Here is an 18,480-nt window from a genome sequence, read left to right as displayed (position 1 = left end):
ATAGACTTGTTGGATCTTTTCGACGGCTCGAGATCTTTTTTCTTTCCCTTCAAAGGCTCGGTCAGGGCTTGGGTATGCCGAGAACGGTCGAGCCACCTTACCGTGCTGCTTCCCGATGAGAATCAGGCAGAGGATTTCTATTCCGACGCGAAAATTCTGCTCTCCCACGAGAAGATCTTCAGGTTGCCCGATATCCCCTTGGAAAAGGGAATCGTCGACGACCCGGCCTCTATGGTGGCAAGAGGTCACGTTCTTCGAAAGTGGTCCGAGCAAGGGGGCATACTGATCTCCACTCCAGGCGGGATGATGTCTCCCTTTATGAATTCCGAAGGACTTCTCTCCCTAAAAATAGGGGAGTGTGCGGGCAGAGATCGTCTTATCTCCTGGCTGGATTCCTCCGGCTATTCCAGAAGCGATCTGGTGTGGAAACCAGGCGAATATGCCGTAAGAGGAGGGATCGTCGATCTGTTCGATCCTTCCTCTCGAATGCCTCTGAGGGTAGTTTTCTTCGACGACGATATAGAGGAGATGCGCCTGTTCTTCCCTGAAGATCAGACGGGCAAATGCAAGGTGGAGGCCTTCTCTGTCTGGGAGTTAGGGGATCGTGTGGCCCCATCCGCTGCCTCCTCTGTGTCAGAAAAGGGGGAGGTCTTCCTTTTCGACCCCATCCGCTCACAGGTTAACGCCGATAGTTTTAGGTCCATATGGAACGATCTCTCCGCCAAATGGGATATCCCGGAGGAACGATGGGATCGCTTTTTAATCGATACTCCGCTTCTCTACCGTTTCGAATCCGGTCTTGGCGTTCGTCAGAGGAGATTGCCGTTAAGGGAGGTTCCCCGATTTAGAGGACGCATTTCCGAGATGGCGGTTCAGATCTCTCGTTGGAGAGATCTGGGGTATTCCGTAGCTATCCGAAGTTCGTCCCCTCTGCCGAGCGATTTCGAAGGAATGGACTGGCAGCCCGAGCCTCTTTCCTCCGGCTTTATAGACGACGAGGAGAAGAGGGTTTTTTTGTCCGACGTAGAGATGTACGGAATCAGGCCGGACAGGAGGACGGAAAGACAGGGAACGCCCAAGGATTGGTCTATTCTTTTCGAGACCGGGGACTGGTTGGTTCACGAGGATCACGGTCTTTGTCGTTACGGCGGACTTGAGTCGGTCGAGGGATCCTGGGGAAGACAGGAATTCCTGGTTTTGGAGTTTCAGGACAAGAAGAGATTGCTTTTGCCCACCGGGCAGATTTCGAGGATCTCTCCCTACAAGGGATCGGTGGATGAATCGACGGTTCCGGATCGTCTTGGATCGTCCCGCTGGAGCACTTCTTTGAGAAAAGCGGAGAGGCAGATAGAGGAGGAGGCCAAGGAGCTTTTGGAGCTCTACGCCAAGAGAAAGATCGCAAAGGGGCATGCGTTCTCTCCCGACGAAGAGGCGATGGAGGAGTTTGAGAGGTCGTTCCCCCATGAGGAGACGGTAGACCAGTTAAAGGCCATATCGGACGTGAAGAAAGATATGGAGTCGCCGAGACCTATGGACCGTCTCGTCGTAGGAGATGTCGGATATGGAAAGACGGAGGTGGCACTCAGAGCGGTCTTCAAGGCCGCCATGGACGGATTTCAGGTACTGGTATTGGTCCCTACGACCGTTTTAGCTCAACAACATTACATGACGTTCCGCAGCAGAATGGGCCCTTTCCCTCTTAAGGTGGAACTGCTTTCCCGCTTTGTTTCGCAGAATAGACAGAACGAGATATTGGAGGGCTTGGCGGATGGCTCCGTGGACGTGGTAATAGGAACCCATCGGCTTCTACAGAACGATCTCGATATACGGCGCCTGGGACTTATAGTCGTCGACGAAGAACATCGTTTCGGAGTCGCCCATAAAGAGAGGTTCCGTAAACTGAGATCCGGAGTGGACGTCCTGACCCTTTCGGCAACGCCGATTCCCAGAACTTTTTCCATGGCGATGAAGGGTATGAGAGACGTATCGATAATCGAGACGCCTCCGGGCAACAGACCGGCCATAATAACGGTGACAGGCGCCTGGGACGACGGACTTGTCCGAAAGGCCCTCGTCAGAGAGATGGCGAGAGGCGGTCAGGTCTATATGCTTCACAATAGGGTCGGGACCATAGAGGAAAGAGCCGGATGGGTGAAAAGCCGTTTTCCCGATGTCCGAGTTGCCTTCGCTCACGGTCGAATGAGAGAAAACGAGCTGGAGGAAACGATGATGGCCTTTTACGATGGGGAGATAGATATCTTGGTCTGCACCACCATAGTCGAGAGCGGACTGGACGTCGGAAGAGCCAATACATTGGTGGTGGACGACTCGAGACTGCTCGGTCTCGCCCAGATGCACCAGCTGAGGGGTCGGGTCGGCCGCAGAGACGACACAGCTTACGCCTTTTTTCTCTATCCCTCCGACTGCGTCTTACCTCATTCCACCGCCGAAAGGCTCGACGCCATCGGCAGACTTTCCTTTCAGGGGGCCGGTTACGAACTGGCCAAGGAGGACCTTCACATTCGTGGCGGAGGCGACCTGCTGGGGATGTCCCAGCACGGCCACAGGGAGAGGGTCGGACTTCAGCTGTATTATAGAAAATTGCGGGATGAGGTCGATCGTCTGAGAGGAGAGACCACGGAGGAGACGGAGATGGAGATAAGAATTCCGCTATCCATTCCTGAAAATTATATCTCCGTACCTGCTCTTAGGCTGGCTATATATCGTAGAATAGACGAGATCGAAGGATCGGAAGACCGTGAAAACCTGAGAAACGAGCTTCTGGACAGATTCGGGCCAATCCCGTCCGAGGTCGATCGGCTTTTGGATCTTGCGTTGCTCAGGACCATATGCCGAAAGCGGGGTATAATTCGTTGTATGCTCTCCGAGGAACGATGTGAGATAACCCTGGGAGAGAAGACGGATGTAAGGCTGCCTGCTCCATGGACCGAAAAGAAAGACGAAATGGTCGGTCCCGGAGGCCGATCGGGGATTATATCTTTGCTGGATATCTTGACTGATCGAAAGTCGAATGAAGGAGTGATCTCATGAAAGACGATAGCGGGGCGCTTTTTTCCCAGTTGAGGGATATCATGAACCGACTGAGAGCCCCCGGGGGCTGTCCTTGGGACAGAAAGCAGACCTATGGCTCTCTTCGTCCTCATATCATCGAAGAGGCCTATGAACTGGTCGATGCCGTCGACAACGGCGATATAGCGGGGATATGCGAGGAATCAGGCGATCTTCTGCTCCAGGTCGTCTTCATGGGAGTGATAGCGGAGGAGTCCGGGGATTTCTCCCTGGCGGACATAGTGAGGTCGATATCGGATAAACTGATCCGTAGGCACCCCCACGTCTTCGGCGATGTCGACGTTTCCGATAGCGATGAGGTCTTGAGGAACTGGGAACAGATAAAGCTCAATGAAAAGGGCGGTCAGGATAACGGAGCCACGGTGCTGTCGGGGGTCCCCAAGGGATTGCCGCCGCTTATAAAGGCTTTCAGAATACAGCAAAAGGCGGCCAGCGTGGGTTTCGACTGGGACCAGTCGTCTCAGTTGCCGGTTTTCGATAAGATAGAGGAGGAGATCGACGAGGTAAAAACAGCCATGGAATTGGAGGACAGGTTTTCCGTGGAGGAGGAGATAGGAGACGTCCTTTTCTCCATAGTGAACCTGGCTCGTCGGTTAGGGGTGGACCCCCATCTCGCGCTGGAGAGATCGAACAAAAAATTTATCGATCGTTTCGGAAGGATAGAACAGGACCTTCGGGATCGAAATAAGTCATGGACCGATACCGACCTGGACGAACTCGATTCTCTCTGGGATTGGGCTAAGGCGGTCTCTCGGCAGGATGGTGCGTGCGATAATCCCATGTGATATAGTGTCCACAGTTACTGGATATGGAGGTAGGGCTATGAGTCAGTCGAAAAACTCTTTCAGGAAAATAGGGATAACCGAGACCGCTTTGAGGGATGCTCACCAGTCTCTCATGGCGACTAGACTCCGGATCGAGGATATGCTGCCGGTCCTGGAGAAGATGGATCAGGTTGGATATCACTCCCTGGAGGTGTGGGGAGGGGCCACCTTCGACTCCTGCATGAGATTCCTCAACGAGGACCCTTGGGAACGCCTTAGAGTCCTCAGAAAACATATCAAGAACACGAAGCTTCAAATGCTCCTTCGTGGACAGAACCTGGTCGGATACAGACATTACGGAGACGACGTTGTGAGGGAATTCGTCAAGAGGGCGGTCGGTAACGGAATCGACATAATGAGGGTCTTCGATGCCTTGAACGATCTTAGAAACCTTGAGGTCGCGTCCGAACAGGTCAAGCGGGAGGGGGCCCACCTCCAGATGTGTATTTCCTATACCATATCTCCGGTGCACACGAACGAGCTGTTCATCGATATCGCTGGGAAGATGAGGGACATGGGAGCCGATTCGATATGTATCAAGGATATGGCCGGTCTCCTCAGTCCGGTCGATGCGGATCGTCTGGTAAGAGGGATAAAGAAAGAGACCGAGCTTCCCGTGCAGGTTCACAGTCACTATACCAGTGGATTGGCGTCAATGGCCTATTACGCTGCCATAGAGGCCGGTGCGGACGTGGTTGACTGTGCTATATCGCCCTTTTCAATGAGAACCAGTCAGCCCGCTTCGGAGTCCATGGTGGCAGCCTTGTCCGGCGGTTCCTTCGACACGGGACTCTCCTTGGAGAATATGGTTCCTATAGCCGATCATTTCAAGAAACTTCGGACCAAGTATGACGACCTTTTCGTGAAGCTCGACGGAGCCGATACAAACGTATTGATATATCAGATACCGGGAGGAATGTACTCCAATCTGGTGAATCAGCTTAGGGAGCAGTCGGCGGAACATCGCCTGGACGATGTTCTCAAAGAGGTGCCGGTGGTCAGGAAGGCCATGGGGTATCCTCCGCTGGTGACCCCCACCAGTCAGATAGTCGGCACCCAAGCGACCTTGAACGTCCTCGTAGGGGAGAGATGGAAGATCATCCCCAAGGAAGTGAAGAACTACTTTATGGGTTACTACGGGAAGCCTCCCGCAGAGGTCGACCCCGAGGTTCAGGCGAAGGCCCTCGGAGGGGAGAAACCCATAACCTGCAGGCCGGGAGAGAAGATCGACCCCGAACTCGACAGGGCCAGGGCCGATATAGCTGCCTGGATAACCCAGCCGGAAGACGTCCTCAGTTACGTCCTTTTCCCGGCCGTGGCGAAGGACTTCCTCATGAAACAGTACTCTAAATTGAACTTAAGAGATATCGGTCTCGACGAGGTAGTAGAAGAGATCGCTTATCCGGTGTAACCAGGAGGTTGAAATGAGTTTGATAGATAGGATCAACGAAGTAGTTGATAAAGGCATCCGTCCCGCCCTTCAAAGTCACGGTGGGGATATCGAGGTGGTGTCCTTCGACGAAGAATCGGGAGTGATCTCTGCCCGTCTTCAGGGGGCCTGCGGTACCTGTCCCTTTGCTCAGGAGACCCTCAGAATGCAGGTAGAGGCGGTCTTGAAGAGGGAGATTCCGGAGGTCTCCTCGGTTGTCAGAGCCTAGTCACCGGTAGGTTGTCCTCTTGGTCAGTAAAATTACAGTAGAGGAGACGCCGGGCGGTTATTCCTCCGTCTTTGAGTCCGGGACGGTTGGCTCGGGTTCGAAGTTTTCCGGCAAGGACGACGAGAATATCCATCTGATTGAGGAGAGGTATCCGGTACGTATAGTCCTTAGGGGAGAGAACATAACCGTTCAAGGCCCCGATAGAGATGCTGTAGAGATGGTCTCCGATCTTATAGATCAGATGCTTAGAATAGCCTCCAAGGGCCATGCTATAAGGGCGGCGGAGATAAGATATGGAATGGACATGATCGCCAAGAGAGGGTCCGTCGATCTAGAGGCCCTTTACGACGATCTACTCTGTATGACCGCCAGGGGGAAGCCGGTTCGACCGAAGACCCTGGGACAGAGAGCCTATATAAAAGCGATCAGGGAGAACGACGTCGTCTTTGGAATAGGTCCGGCCGGTACTGGAAAGACGTATCTGGCGGTCTGCGAGGCCGTCAATATGTTGAAGTCCGGCGCTATCAGCAGGATCGTGCTGGTCCGTCCGGCGGTAGAGGCAGGAGAGAGCCTTGGCTTTCTTCCAGGGGACCTGAAGGAAAAAGTGGAGCCCTATCTAAGACCTCTTTACGACGCTTTTTTCGACCTCCTGAGTCCGGAACGGTTTATGAGATATGTCGACAAGAACGTCATAGAGGTAGCCCCTTTAGCCTATATGAGAGGGCGTACCTTGAATGACAGTTTCATAATATTGGATGAGGCTCAAAACACCTCTCCGGAACAGATGAAGATGTTTCTGACGAGACTCGGTTTCGGATCCAAGGCGGTCGTAACGGGGGATTTGACCCAGGTTGACCTCCCCTCAGGCAAGAGGTCCGGGCTTTTCGTCGTTCAGGACATACTCGAAGGTGTTAAAGGAATCGATTTTATCCGCTTGGAAAACGTCGACGTCGTACGCCATGAGATCGTTCAGAGGGTTGTGGCTGCCTATGAAAGACATGAAGAAAGACAAAGAGAAAAACAAGAGACAGGAAACTGTTCGACAGCAGCCCAAAGCTGAGGACCGGTCTCATGAGAGGCTGAAAGCGACTTACCTATCGCTTTCAGCCCTCCTTGTCGTTGCCTGTCTGCTCTTGGTCTTTAGGTGGGTATCCATAGACATCGATAGGGCTTTCGTAGAGGGGCTCCCTGCGACTAGAAATTATTTTGCGTTATTCAACATGCGTTATGAAGACGACAAAGAGACCGAACAGCTTAGGGATTTCTCAAAAAACAGCATAGTAGACGTGTTGGTGAGAAAGACTGGTCAGATAAAGGAAGCCCAGGAGAGACTTTCTCTGATAGGTGAAGGTCGTCTGGAGGAGGCCGGACTTTCTCAAGCTTTCATCGAGCTTATTAGGGCTCTCCCGGTCGAAAGGCGAGATCTCCTGCTTAAAGTCACCTCTAAAACCGGTTTGGAGGTCTCCGAATCGGATACCTACAGAGACTCTCTGCAGGGTGTTTCTGAAGACTATCTATGGCGTGTCCTGGATAATAGCGGTTTGAATCCTGGAGAGGCCAATATAGCCGTGCAGGTTTTGTCGGGAATCCTTATACCGGCTGTCTCGGGAGAATCGGGCATCACTGACAGATTGAGAGATATCGTTGCGGACGCGGTAGAGACGGTGTCGAAAGAGATTCAGACCGGAGAGGTAATAGTTTCCAAAGGGGAGACGATCACCCCTCAAATTACCGAGCTGTTGAGAAGGCAGGGGTATCCTGAGGCGAATTTTCCTATTAAGACCCTTTTTGTAATCTTTTTTTCGGTCATATTGGTTTTTGTCTGGACCCAAAAAAACGTCCTCAGCCTATGGGACGAGAGAAAAGCTGGCTTTATGGCTTTTCTCTTTGCGTTGTGCCTCGCAATGGGACTTTTATCCGCCTTTTACGGGATGACGGGGCTCGGCATAGTGCCCATGGCAGGAATAGCCTATGTAACGATGCCCCATCGAAAGGCCAGAGCCACTGTTTTGGCTGGGACCCTTCTGTTGGCGTCTCTTTTTTTCGACGTCACTCCGATATCGTCAGGAGAAATCCTATTGATAGGGGCGGTCGTCGCCGGGGTAGGAGAAATCCTATTCAGGAGGATCGATTCCAGATCGAGCCTTTGGCTCTGTATGGTGCAGCTCGGCCTGGTCTCAGGAGCGGTCCTCTTATTGTCGAGATGGATATTCAACAGTCCCTTCGACTATGTCTTCCCCCTGCAGGTCCTTCTTCTGTCGGTTCTTTGGGGAACCTTAACGATGATAATCCTTCCTTTGACGGAGGGGCTGTTCGACGTCCTGTCGCCTCTGCGCCTAATAGAACTTTGTCAACCCGACCATCCTCTCCAGAAAAGGCTTCAAATAGAGGCACCGGGAACCTATCATCATTCTCAAATGGTTGCTATACTTGCCGAGGCGTCGTCCGATGCATTGGGACTTAACTCCAGACTGGTAAAATCCGGAGCTTTCTTTCACGATATAGGAAAGTTGAAGCGTCCGCAGTTTTTCGTGGAAAATCAGTTTGGATCTAAAAACGCTCACGATGATATCTCTCCCGTTATGTCGGCCCTCGTGATAGTGTCTCATGTGAGAGAGGGACTGGACTTGGCCATGGAGAACAAATTACCTGAGGGGATAAGACGCTTTATCGCGGAGCACCATGGCACGACCTGTCTGGGATATTTCTATAAAAAGGCGAAAAAGATGGGACTCGACCCTTCCGAGAGTCAGTTCAGGTATCCCGGTCCCAGGCCTAAGACGAAGGAGACCGGATTGGTCATGTTGGCCGATTCGATAGAGGCGGCGGTCAGAGCGGAGAGGGATAACATAAAGAGTTTCATGGACCTGAAGGAAATAGTCGACGGGGTTACCGAATCCAAGTTGAGAGATGGTCAGCTTGACGAGACCGGATTTACCCTGTTGGATTTGGCTAAGATAAAGGAAGTAATGCTTCAGACGTTAAAATCGATGTACCATACCAGAAACATCGTACCGTTGCAGGAAGACAAAACACCGGAAACTGGAAAGGATGGACAGATGTGATGAAACTGGAGATTGGCATCTCAAACGACGAGGGTGACCCTCGACCGTCTGCGATACTTGACGAGGAGGTTCTCTCTCTCTGCATAGCTCAGCTTTTCGACGAGGTCTGGCCACAGTGGCGCATGAGGGATTCAGTGTCCGTATCGATAGCCACCGTTGATGAGGAGACCATGAGACAGCTGAACAAGTCCTATCGGGACTGCGACGATTCTACCGACGTACTCTCCTTTCCTCAATGGGAGGAGGATGGAGTATTCTCACCACCGGAGGAGTGGACCGAGCTACCGTTGGGAGATGTTGTCATATGTGCTCCCGTCGTAAATCGTAACGCCGAGGAACGAAATGAGTCCTACGACAGAGAGATGGCCTTGATGGTTTTTCACAGTGTTCTTCATCTCTTAGGGTGGGATCACGATACGCAGGAGAAAGAAGCTGCCATGTGGTCCCTACAGGAAAAATACAGAGATATAGCGATGGAAAAATTGGGGCAGGAGGGTTGATCTGGTTTTGACTATCCTCTTGAAAAGCCTGATATTCGTGATCTTTCTGCTCTTTCTCTCCGGACTCTTCAGCGGTGGGGAAACGGCCATAACCGCCACAAGCAGAGCCAAGTTGCTTGCCCTGAGAGATCGCTATGTTAGTTTTCGGAAGGTTCTGGATTGGCTCTTGAGGGATCGCCAGAGTGCCCTTACCACGATCCTGATCGCCAACAATCTGGTCAACATTGCGGCTAGTTCTCTGGCTACGACTCTTGCCGTGATGGTTTTTCAAAGACATGGAGTCATACTTGCTGTGACGGCCATGACGGTGTTGATAGTTATCTTCGGCGAAATTCTGCCCAAGAGTTTCGCTTTGGCAAGAAGCGAAAAGGTCCTGTTTTTGACCCTGCATTTTATTCGATTCTCCAACCTTGTGTTGTCTCCCTTCGTGTGGGTAATAGGCGGCATAGTAACCGCGATAGGCAGAATTTCCAAGGTAGATCTCTCTCTGCAGGCTTCTTTCGTCACCAGAGAGGAGATAGAACAGGTAGTTACGATCGGGGAGGCTTCTGGCGCTTTAGAGGAGTCGGAAAGGCGGATGATCCACGGTATAATCTCTTTCGAGGACACCAAGGTCTCGGAGGTCATGGTTCCTCGCATAGATATGGACGTCGTCGATAGCGACATAACCATCGAGGAGCTGGTTCCCCATCTGGAGGAACACGGTCATTCCAGGATACCGATCTACGAGGATAGCTTAGACGACATCATAGGGATCCTCTACGTGAAAGACCTTATAGGGTTGCTCTATTCGGGAAAAACCGGCGTGAAGGTAGCCAGCCTTAAGAGGGACGCTCTCTTTGTTCCGGAGACCATGAAGGTTCCCGATCTCTTCAACATAATGAAAAGTCGAAGGATTCATATGGCGGTGGTGGTCGACGAGTACGGTGGCACCGCCGGGATAATAACCCTAGAAGATCTCCTTGAGGAGATAGTAGGGGAGATCCAAGATGAATACGATCACGAACTTCCGGCCATAGAAGAGGTAGAGGAAGGGGTCTATCGGGTTCAGGGAAACATGGACCTCGAGGATCTGAGCGATTTTCTTGGGTATCCATTCGAATCGGAAGACGTGGAATCGGTCGGTGGATTGATAACCGATCTGTCCGGGGATTTCCCCGGCACCGGTAGCTCCGTGACTTACGGTCCTTGGGAGTTTACCGTGTTAAGCTTAGCGGATCACAGAGTGATGGAGGTAGAGTTGAGAAAAACTGATACAGAGGAGTGTGTAGAGGATGACGACTGACAAATTCGACGAGGGCTACAGATCCGGAATCGTAGCCGTGGTCGGTAGACCTAACGTCGGCAAGTCCTCCTTGGTTAACGCCCTTTTACGCTGCAAGGCCACGATAGTCTCCCCTAAACCTCAGACTACGAGAAACAGAATAAGGTGCATCGCAGATGTGGAAGGCGGCCAGATCGTCTTTACAGATACCCCGGGAATCCATAAGCCGCAGCATCGTCTCGGAGAAGCCATAGTCGACTCGGCTTTGGAAGCCCTGGACGATGCTGACCTTATCCTCTACGTCGTCTCGGCTCAGGACGAAGGGATCACCGGCCAGGACAGGCATATAATCGAGCGTCTCAAAAGCTCGAACACGCCTGTTATCATGGTGATAAACAAAGTGGATATCCTGGGTTCCAAGAAGGCTAAGATTCTTCCCTTGATAGATACCTACCGTAAAAAATTGAACCCCATGTATGTTTTACCCGTCTCCGCCAGAGAGAACATCAACCTGGAGACGCTAATGGATTTCATACTTGAACATATTCCGGAGGGCCCTCCTATGTATATGGAGGATATGCTGATAGACCGTTCCTCCCGTTTTTTGGCTGCGGAGATAATAAGGGAACAGGTGCTTTTGAGAACCGACCAGGAGGTGCCGCACAGCGTGGCGGTGGAGATCCTGGAGTATAAATCGCCTGAAGAATATCCTGAACGGAGAGATACCTACATAAGAGGAGTTATATTCGTGGAACGCCGCGGCCAGAAGCTCATTTTACTGGGCTCTGGCGGCGAGAAGATGAAAGAGATAGGAACTGCGGCGCGGGAGGCCCTGGAAAGCTTCCTGGGAGGGAAAGTCTTTTTGGACCTGTGGATAAAGGTCAGGAAGGATTGGCGGAACTCCGAGTCGGATCTTCGTCGTCTCGGATATAGAGAGTGATCGAAAAAACTCAGGGACTTCGTCGTCGAACCGGGGTCGTTCTCAGACGGGAGATCAGCCCTGAAGGGGATATCCGTCTTATGTGCCTATTTCGAGGGGACGGCGTCCATTGGCTCTCCTTGCCGGGAGGGGGCCGCGGCAGGGTGAGATTGGGCGGCAGTACCGAACCTCTGATCTGGGGAGTCTTCTCATTCTACAAAGGCAGGAATCGCTCCTTTTTGAAGGAGATAGAGGTGAAGAGGGACTTCTGGGCTCTTCGAAATATGCCGGAATCCCTTAAGTTCGCCTTGGGATGGTGTCGATTGTTGTCCGAGATGTTACCCTATCAGCATCCTGTCGACGAGATAATCCCCGTCTTTTTCTGGGCCTTGGAACTTCTGGAGGACAGGCGGGATCCCTGGGGAATGGATCTGCGATTTTTATGGCGGATCCTTAAGGTCTGGGGGGCAGCCCCTTCTCTCTCCTTTTGCGGAAATTGCGGAGGAAGGCTATCCGAGGGAACCTGGAAAGACGGGGTGTTTCTGTGTCCTGTTTGTTCGCCCGGCGGGCGAGGTCGTATACCTCTTGAGGCAGCCGCTTTTTGGGCTACGACGGATAAGAAAAATTTATCCCGGGAAGCGTTATCCAAGGATAAACGCAAGAATTTGTATACTGTCAGGAGTATAATTTCGAGTAACCTAAAGGCTTTTAGATAAAAAACTTTCGGCAAGGATGTGGTCTATTTGAATTTTCAGGAGATAATCTTTCGTCTGGAGCGTTTTTGGGCGGAACGGGGATGTGTCGTACAACAGCCTTACGATGTCGAGGTAGGAGCCGGTACCATGAACCCGGCGACCTCCCTGAGAGTGATCGGGCCTGAGCCCTGGAAGGTCGCCTACGTAGAGCCTTCCAGACGTCCTACCGACGGTAGATATGGAGAAAATCCCAACAGGCTTCAACATTATTATCAGTATCAGGTGATACTGAAGCCCGCCCCTGACGACGTTCAGGAGCTTTATCTGGATAGCCTCGCCGCCTTAGGAATAGACCCATCGGAACACGATATCCGATTCGTGGAGGACGATTGGGAATCTCCTACTGTGGGAGCATGGGGGTTGGGCTGGGAAGTCTGGCTGGACGGCATGGAGATAACTCAGTTTACCTATTTTCAGCAGGTCGGCGGGGTGGACATGACATTGGTCCCGGCGGAGTTGACCTATGGAATAGAGAGAATCGCCATGTTCGTCCAGAAGGTCGACAATGTCTATGATCTCAATTGGAACGATGAGTTGACCTACGGGGATGTCCATCATAAAGGCGAGGTAGAGCACTCCACCTACAATTTCGAGATCGCCGACACAGACATGTTGTTTAAGCTTTTCGATATGTACGAGAGAGAATCCCACAATATAATCGATAAAGGGCTGGTCCTTCCGGCGTGGGACTATACACTGAAATGCTCTCATACGTTCAACATGTTGGACGCACGAAACGCCATAAGCGTAACTCAGAGGACCGGGTATATATCCAGAATTCGCGCTCTGGCAATAAAATGCTGCGAGAGCTACAGCGCTCAACGTAAAGCCATGGACTATCCGCTAAAGGGAAAGTTAGTTTAGGAGGGGTGCCGCAATGGAGACGAACAACCTGATTTTAGAGATAGGTACGGAGGAAATCCCCTCTCGTTTCATGCCTCATGCCCTGAGGGAACTGGCCGACATAGCCTCGACCGAGTTCTCCGAGGCCCGTATAAGCTGTGGCAATATAGAGACCTACGGAACTCCCAGGAGGCTGGTGCTCTCGATAAAGAAGCTCAATTCCTGTCAGGACGATCTATCGGAAGAGTTTAAAGGTCCTGCCTGGAAAAGCGCGTTCGACGGGAACGGGACACCCACCAGGGCCGCCGTAGGATTCGCCAAGAGCAAGAACATAGAGGTGGAGGACCTTGAAAAAAGGGACGTCAACGGAGTCCCCTATGTATTTGCCGTGGTGAACCAAAGGGGCGGTCAGACCCTGGAACTGCTGCCAGATATGCTCTGTAGAATCGTCAACAGACTTGTTTTTCCGAAGAACATGTATTGGAAGAAAACATCCGTCCGGTTCGCCAGGCCTATAAGGTGGATCCTCTGTCTCCTCGACGATAAAGTTGTATCATTCGAATTAAACGGGATAAAATCCGGCCAGATCTCGAGAGGGCACAGATTCATGGGGGCTCCTTCCGTTTCGGTATCCAAGGAGTCGTCCTACATGGAAAAACTTTACGATAACTACGTCATAGTGGATCAAAAAAAGAGGAAAGAAAAAATGCTTTCCGCTATAGCGATTCTTGAAAAAGAGATTGACGGGACTATAGACAGAGATCCTGATCTGATAGAGGAAAACCTGTTTCTTGTAGAATATCCTGTTCCTTTTTACGGCAAATTTGACAAAAAATACCTGGAGTTGCCGGAAGAAGTCCTTATCACCACTATGAAACATCATCAGAAGTATTTCCCCGTCCGGGATCATTCGGGGAAACTGATGCCTTATTTCGTAGGTGTAAGCAACAACAGAGCCGTTAACATGAACGTCATAGTGGAGGGGAATCAGAGGGTCCTTAGGGCCAGGCTGGAGGATGCATCGTTTTTCTGGAACGAGGACAGCCGAGAGCCTTTGGCGTCTAAACTGGATCAGCTTAAGACCGTTGTATATCAGGAAAAGCTCGGATCGGTTTACGATAAAGTAATGCTAACTGTTGATCTGGTCCGCAGTTTAACCTCCATGCTTGGATTGGAGGAACATATAAAACTGATAGAGAGAGCGGCCATGCTTTCCAAATCCGATCTCGTCACCAACATGGTATATGAGTTTCCGGAACTTCAGGGAATCATGGGAAGGGAGTACGCTTTAAAAGACGGCGAGGATCCCAGGGTTGCCATGGCTGTATATGAGCAGTATCTTCCCAAGAGCGCAGGAGACGAAACGCCGAGCGACGTTATAGGAGCGGTGTTGGGATTGAGCGAAAGGGTCTTCAACATGGTAGGGGCTTTTAAAATGGGATTTAGGCCATCGGGATCTCAGGATCCCTACGGACTGAGAAGGGCTGTTCGTTGCGTAAACGAGATAATATGGAGTTTGCCCCTCGACGTAAATCTGGACGAGTTCTTAAAAGAGGCGGCCCGATCCCTCCAGCTGGAGGAAGAACCCATGGAAGAACTCATCTCGTTCATAAGGCAAAGACTTCTTATCCAGCTTAAGGAAAAGGACTTCTCTCATGATCTTGCGGAGCTGTCGGTTTCGGTCACGGGAGGACGCCCGCTACAGGCGCTGAGGTTCCTCGAATCGTTGAAGGCCGTTCAGGAAGAACAGTGGTTTATCAATCTGGTCACAGCTGCCGTGAGAGTACAGAACATCCTGGCCAAGAACGGAGAGGAGAGAGGAAGTTCCGTAGAGGTCGCAAAACTCCTTATGCCTGCCGAAAAGGATCTCGCCGAAGCGGTTGAAGACTGTTCCCGAACGGTCTCTAGGGCGGTAGAGGAGGATAACTGGGATCTTCTGATGGAATCTCTTTCAAGGCTCTCCCCCTCCATAACGTCGTTTTTCGACGACGTTATGGTTATGGACGAAGATTCTGCGATCAGATCGAACAGACTGGCCCTTCTCGGAAAATGTGAGGATCTTTTCCGAGAGGTAGGCAATCTCTCTCGACTTAAGAGGTAACAGCTTGCGGAATAAGGAGAGTCTAAGATGTCTCCAACTATAGCCCTGGTTTCCGATTCGACCGGAGAGACCGCTGAATATATAGTTCAGGCGGTATTGACCCAGTTCAAGGATCTCGACGTGGAGTTCATCCGATTTAGGTTCGTGGATCTGCCGGAAAAAATAGAACCTCTCATCGAGCAAGCTAAAGAAAGAGAGGCTTTGGTCGTCTCCACTTTGGTGTCAGATGAGGTCAGAAGAGAGTTGATGGGCCAAGCTGAGAGAAACGGTGTGATGGCGATAGATCTTTTGGGACCTCTGCAGGGGGCCGTCTCCCTTTGGAGTGGGTTTAACGCACTTCAAAAGCCGGGGTTGCTTCGTCGAATGGACGACAAGTATTTTCAAAGAATAAAGGCTATTGAGTTTTCCATCAAGTGCGACGATGGAAAGAGCCAAAATCTGTTGCCCTCGGCGGACATAGTTGTACTGGGAGTCTCTAGATCGGGGAAAACCCCATTGTCCATGTTTCTGGCCAACAAGGGATATAAAGTCGCTAATTTACCCCTGGTTCCAGAGGTTGCGCCTCAAGATACTCTCTGGCAGGTCATGCCTCAAAGATGTGTCGGATTGTTGATCAGTCCCGATAAGCTGATGAAAATAAGAAAGGATAGGCTGAGGATAATGGGATTGGATCCCGATATATCCGCTTATGCTCAGGAAAAGAGAATACTCCAAGAGCTTAATTACGCAAAAGAGATAATGATAAAGGTAGGCTGTCGTGTTTACGATACTACCGATCGATCGATTGAGGAGATCTCTCAAAATCTCCTGGAGGACATGAGGCTGACCCAAGCAAACTAGAGGATAGAACTAAAAAATTGCCCCGACGGCTTAAGCCGTCGGGGCAATTTTTTAGTTGTCAGTCTGAAAGACCGTACTGTTTGAGAAGTTGCTGATACTTATCCTCGACCGTTGCAGGAGTTTCGCGTTCATCGGCATATGGATCGGTGGCAGGCGCAATTCCCTGAGGAACATGAGCGGGAATGGATGGCGGTATCGTAGACGGAGCGACTTCCGACGGAACGGTCATCTCTCCCAACTGGAAGGAGCGATCCTGAGGAAGCAGAAGTAATCTGGGAGCGTTGGGATCCTCCATCGCCATCATGGGAGATCCGCCATGTAAAGGGCAAATCGCCTTCGGTGCTCTGTCTTCCGGCAAGTACAGCTCTGCGGAAGAGCATCCCTCTGAAGCTATGTAGCCGGATTTGCGGCAAATCCTGACCTTGACCACCGGAGAATCTTCTGGCACGTCGAAAGTGCTCGGATAGGTCCTCATGGTAACGGCTTTTTCCATGAAATTTTTCCAAACGGGGAGAGCTATTCTCCCTCCCGTGGCGGCCCTTCCTAGAGGTCTATGATCGTCGTTGCCTGCATACACGACGGAGACCAATCCGGGGAGACCGCCAGCGAACCACGCATCGCTATACTCGTTCGTCGTTCCCGTTTTTCCGAAGACCTCGTATCCCGGTAGGGCCGCTCTGCGTCCCGTTCCGGCCTTGACTACGTCTATCAGCATAGATCTCATCACTATGGCGGTGGAGGACTCTATGGCCTTTTCGAGTCTCGGAGTGTGGTTTTCGAGTGTTTTATCGTTGTTATCCCGTATCTCTCTTATAGAGTAGGGGGTGACTCTTTTGCCGTTATTTGCGTAGACGCAGTAAACCGATGCCATCTCCAGAGGGGTCACGCTGGCAGTACCTAGTCCGATCGATAAAGCGGGAGATAGGTGTGGCGATGTTATACCCATCCTTCTGGACATGGACATCACCGCGTCTACACCGGTAAGATCGGTAAGCCTAACTGCGGGTGTGTTGTGAGAATGGGTAAGGGCCTCGAACAACGGTTCTTCCCCTGCGAATTTTTTGCTGTAGTTGCCGGGAGTCCAAATCTTGTCGACGCTCTCCTTTATTTCATAGGAGATGGGTTTGTCCAATATATGATCCGTGGGCATATAGCCGCTTTCCAGCGCCGCGGTGTAGAGAATCGGTTTAAAGGCCGAGCCGGGCTGGCGATAGGCCTGAGTGGCCCTGTTGAATTTGCTGATCTCGAAATCCTTCCCCCCGACCAGAGCCAATATCTCTCCTGTCTCAGGATCTATTGCTACTATGGCTCCCTCGGACTTAAGCTCTTGGATGGCCTCTTCCGCCGCTATCTGTAGATCCAGGTCGATGGTGGTATATATCTTTAGACCTGAAGAGTAGACCCTATCTCTTCCATATTTAGGCAAAAGTCTCTTGAAGAGTATATGACTCACGAAATAAGGAGCTTTGTTGACGTTAAGAACGTTTTTTACGGTGGTGTTGTTAAAAGTCAATTTTTCCGATAAGGCTCTTTCTTTCTGTTCTTCCGTTATCCACCCCAAAGTAGTCAGTCTTTGAAGGACGTATCTTTGACGGACTTTTGACTTTTTTAGATTCTTTATCGGAGAATATCTCTCCGGTGCCGCTATAAGACCTGAGAGAACAGATGCCTCAGCCAAGGTAAGATTCGACGGCGTTTTTCCGAAGTATGCCTGAGCTGCGGCCCCAACTCCCCAAGCTCCGTGTCCGAAGTAGATGGCGTTTAGATAGGTCTCAAGTATCTTATCTTTGCTGTACAGTTGTTCTATGCGAAGCGATAGAATCGCCTCTCTTCCCTTTCTCTGCATCGTCTGATCCAATGTGAGGAATAAATTCCTGGCCAGCTGCTGTGTTATCGTACTTGCGCCGTGTCCGCCTTCGCCTGAAAAGATCGATCGCAGAATCGCCAGAGGTCTTATCCCGTGGTGGGAATAAAAGGAGGAGTCTTCCGCCGCTAAAGTGGACATCACCATCCATCTGGAGATGTCCTTCAACTCGACCGGTCGCCTGTTTTCCAGAAATAGTTTCGTTATCACCTTGCCGTTTCTATCGTACACGACGCTGGCCTCGTTGGCTTTATAGGAAAGTATCTCGTCGTCGGAGGGCAAACCCTGGGCCAGCTTCGACACGATGACAGCAGTTCCGATAGCACTTAACGCGACTATTACCGTCAAAGACAAAAAGAAAAAGGTCCCCAGAATTCGCCAAATAGAAGAGGGGGCCTTCCGATTTTTAGTTTTTTTGCGTAACATGGATCACACTCCTTGAGTGGTTTTTTCGTCGAGATTATCGATACCATTGGATTATAACACCTACCTTCTCATGTCTTCATAGGAAATCCGTTCGAAAAGGGGGAAACACGAAAAAACTCGTCGAGGGGTTGCAGGATATCGAGTGAGATGTTATAGTACTTCGGTCGCCGCAGGGCGGCACGAAACTTGAAAAGAGAATACAGCGCATGAGACGAACTAGCGTAACTCGAAAAATTTTATGGAGAGTTTGATCCTGGCTCAGGACGAACGCTGGCGGCGTGCTTAACACATGCAAGTGGGACGAAGGTATATATTTGAAGGCTTCGGCTGG

General features: G+C 51.1%; 14 protein-coding genes. 13 read left to right on the top strand and 1 reads right to left on the bottom strand.

Going from position 1 to position 18,480, the window contains the following annotated elements; genetic code table 11:
* The first annotated feature begins 6 nt into the window (after positions 1–6).
* Genes L2W58_RS09780 through L2W58_RS09720 form a run of 13 tightly spaced genes read left to right on the top strand, consistent with a single transcriptional unit; the run spans position 7 to position 15,859 of the window.
* A complete protein-coding gene (locus L2W58_RS09780; protein WP_236103160.1) occupies positions 7–3,051 on the top strand; it encodes a DEAD/DEAH box helicase in 3,045 nt (1,014 codons plus the stop codon).
* Positions 3,048–3,875 (top strand): nucleoside triphosphate pyrophosphohydrolase, encoded by an 828-nt coding sequence (gene mazG / locus L2W58_RS09775; RefSeq protein WP_236103159.1) that lies wholly within the window; start codon positions 3,048–3,050, stop codon positions 3,873–3,875. Before L2W58_RS09780 ends, mazG begins: the two co-directional genes overlap by 4 nt.
* Before the next feature lie 37 nt (positions 3,876–3,912).
* Positions 3,913–5,325 (top strand): pyruvate carboxylase subunit B, encoded by a 1,413-nt coding sequence (locus L2W58_RS09770; protein ID WP_236103158.1) that lies wholly within the window; start codon positions 3,913–3,915, stop codon positions 5,323–5,325.
* 13 nt (positions 5,326–5,338) lie between these two features.
* Positions 5,339–5,572: a NifU family protein gene (locus tag L2W58_RS09765; RefSeq protein WP_236103157.1), complete on the top strand. Its 234-nt coding sequence runs from the start codon at positions 5,339–5,341 to the stop codon at positions 5,570–5,572.
* Positions 5,573–5,591: 19 nt separating this feature from the next.
* Positions 5,592–6,632: a PhoH family protein gene (locus L2W58_RS09760; RefSeq protein ID WP_236103156.1), complete on the top strand. Its 1,041-nt coding sequence runs from the start codon at positions 5,592–5,594 to the stop codon at positions 6,630–6,632.
* Positions 6,532–8,637, top strand: coding sequence for an HD family phosphohydrolase (locus tag L2W58_RS09755; protein ID WP_236103155.1), 2,106 nt, complete (start codon positions 6,532–6,534; stop codon positions 8,635–8,637). Before L2W58_RS09760 ends, L2W58_RS09755 begins: the two co-directional genes overlap by 101 nt.
* Positions 8,637–9,137 (top strand): rRNA maturation RNase YbeY, encoded by a 501-nt coding sequence (gene ybeY, locus L2W58_RS09750; protein WP_236103154.1) that lies wholly within the window; start codon positions 8,637–8,639, stop codon positions 9,135–9,137. The genes L2W58_RS09755 and ybeY overlap by 1 nt, the downstream gene beginning before the upstream one ends.
* Before the next feature lie 7 nt (positions 9,138–9,144).
* Positions 9,145–10,422 carry a hemolysin family protein gene (locus L2W58_RS09745; protein WP_236103153.1) on the top strand — a complete coding sequence of 426 codons (1,278 nt, stop codon included), beginning with the start codon at positions 9,145–9,147 and terminating at the stop codon, positions 10,420–10,422.
* Positions 10,412–11,341: a GTPase Era gene (gene era / locus L2W58_RS09740; RefSeq protein ID WP_236103152.1), complete on the top strand. Its 930-nt coding sequence runs from the start codon at positions 10,412–10,414 to the stop codon at positions 11,339–11,341. Before L2W58_RS09745 ends, era begins: the two co-directional genes overlap by 11 nt.
* Positions 11,338–12,036 (top strand): DNA repair protein RecO, encoded by a 699-nt coding sequence (recO, locus tag L2W58_RS13165; RefSeq protein WP_236103151.1) that lies wholly within the window; start codon positions 11,338–11,340, stop codon positions 12,034–12,036. Before era ends, recO begins: the two co-directional genes overlap by 4 nt.
* 27 nt (positions 12,037–12,063) lie before the next feature.
* Positions 12,064–12,939, top strand: coding sequence for a glycine--tRNA ligase subunit alpha (locus L2W58_RS09730; protein ID WP_236103150.1), 876 nt, complete (start codon positions 12,064–12,066; stop codon positions 12,937–12,939).
* Between the two features lie 13 nt (positions 12,940–12,952).
* Complete coding sequence (gene glyS / locus L2W58_RS09725) at positions 12,953–15,019, top strand: glycine--tRNA ligase subunit beta (protein WP_236103149.1); 2,067 nt, start codon at positions 12,953–12,955, stop codon at positions 15,017–15,019.
* Between the two features lie 27 nt (positions 15,020–15,046).
* Complete coding sequence (locus tag L2W58_RS09720; RefSeq protein WP_236103148.1) at positions 15,047–15,859, top strand: pyruvate, water dikinase regulatory protein; 813 nt, start codon at positions 15,047–15,049, stop codon at positions 15,857–15,859.
* Positions 15,860–15,917: 58 nt separating this feature from the next.
* Here the strand turns inward: L2W58_RS09720 and L2W58_RS09715 are convergent, their stop codons facing one another.
* Entirely contained in the window at positions 15,918–18,149 is a 2,232-nt protein-coding gene (locus L2W58_RS09715; protein WP_236103147.1) for a penicillin-binding protein 1A, read from the bottom strand.
* Positions 18,150–18,480 lie beyond the last annotated feature (331 nt).

This window comes from Dethiosulfovibrio faecalis (assembly GCF_021568795.1).
Taxonomy (GTDB): domain Bacteria; phylum Synergistota; class Synergistia; order Synergistales; family Dethiosulfovibrionaceae; genus Dethiosulfovibrio; species Dethiosulfovibrio faecalis.
This window is presented reverse-complemented; position numbering and strand designations above follow the sequence as displayed.

What these genes read in the sequence shown, in the direction of transcription:
- mazG (WP_236103159.1), top strand. Translation starts at nt 3,048, where the DNA reads ATGAAAGACGATAGCGGGGCGCTTTTTTCCCAGTTGAGGGATATCATG.
- glyS (WP_236103149.1), top strand. Translation starts at nt 12,953, where the DNA reads ATGGAGACGAACAACCTGATTTTAGAGATAGGTACGGAGGAAATCCCC.
- L2W58_RS09755 (WP_236103155.1), top strand. Translation starts at nt 6,532, where the DNA reads ATGAGATCGTTCAGAGGGTTGTGGCTGCCTATGAAAGACATGAAGAAA.
- L2W58_RS09715 (WP_236103147.1), bottom strand. Translation starts at nt 18,149, where the DNA reads ATGTTACGCAAAAAAACTAAAAATCGGAAGGCCCCCTCTTCTATTTGG.
- L2W58_RS09770 (WP_236103158.1), top strand. Translation starts at nt 3,913, where the DNA reads ATGAGTCAGTCGAAAAACTCTTTCAGGAAAATAGGGATAACCGAGACC.
- L2W58_RS09765 (WP_236103157.1), top strand. Translation starts at nt 5,339, where the DNA reads ATGAGTTTGATAGATAGGATCAACGAAGTAGTTGATAAAGGCATCCGT.
- ybeY (WP_236103154.1), top strand. Translation starts at nt 8,637, where the DNA reads ATGAAACTGGAGATTGGCATCTCAAACGACGAGGGTGACCCTCGACCG.
- L2W58_RS09720 (WP_236103148.1), top strand. Translation starts at nt 15,047, where the DNA reads ATGTCTCCAACTATAGCCCTGGTTTCCGATTCGACCGGAGAGACCGCT.
- era (WP_236103152.1), top strand. Translation starts at nt 10,412, where the DNA reads ATGACGACTGACAAATTCGACGAGGGCTACAGATCCGGAATCGTAGCC.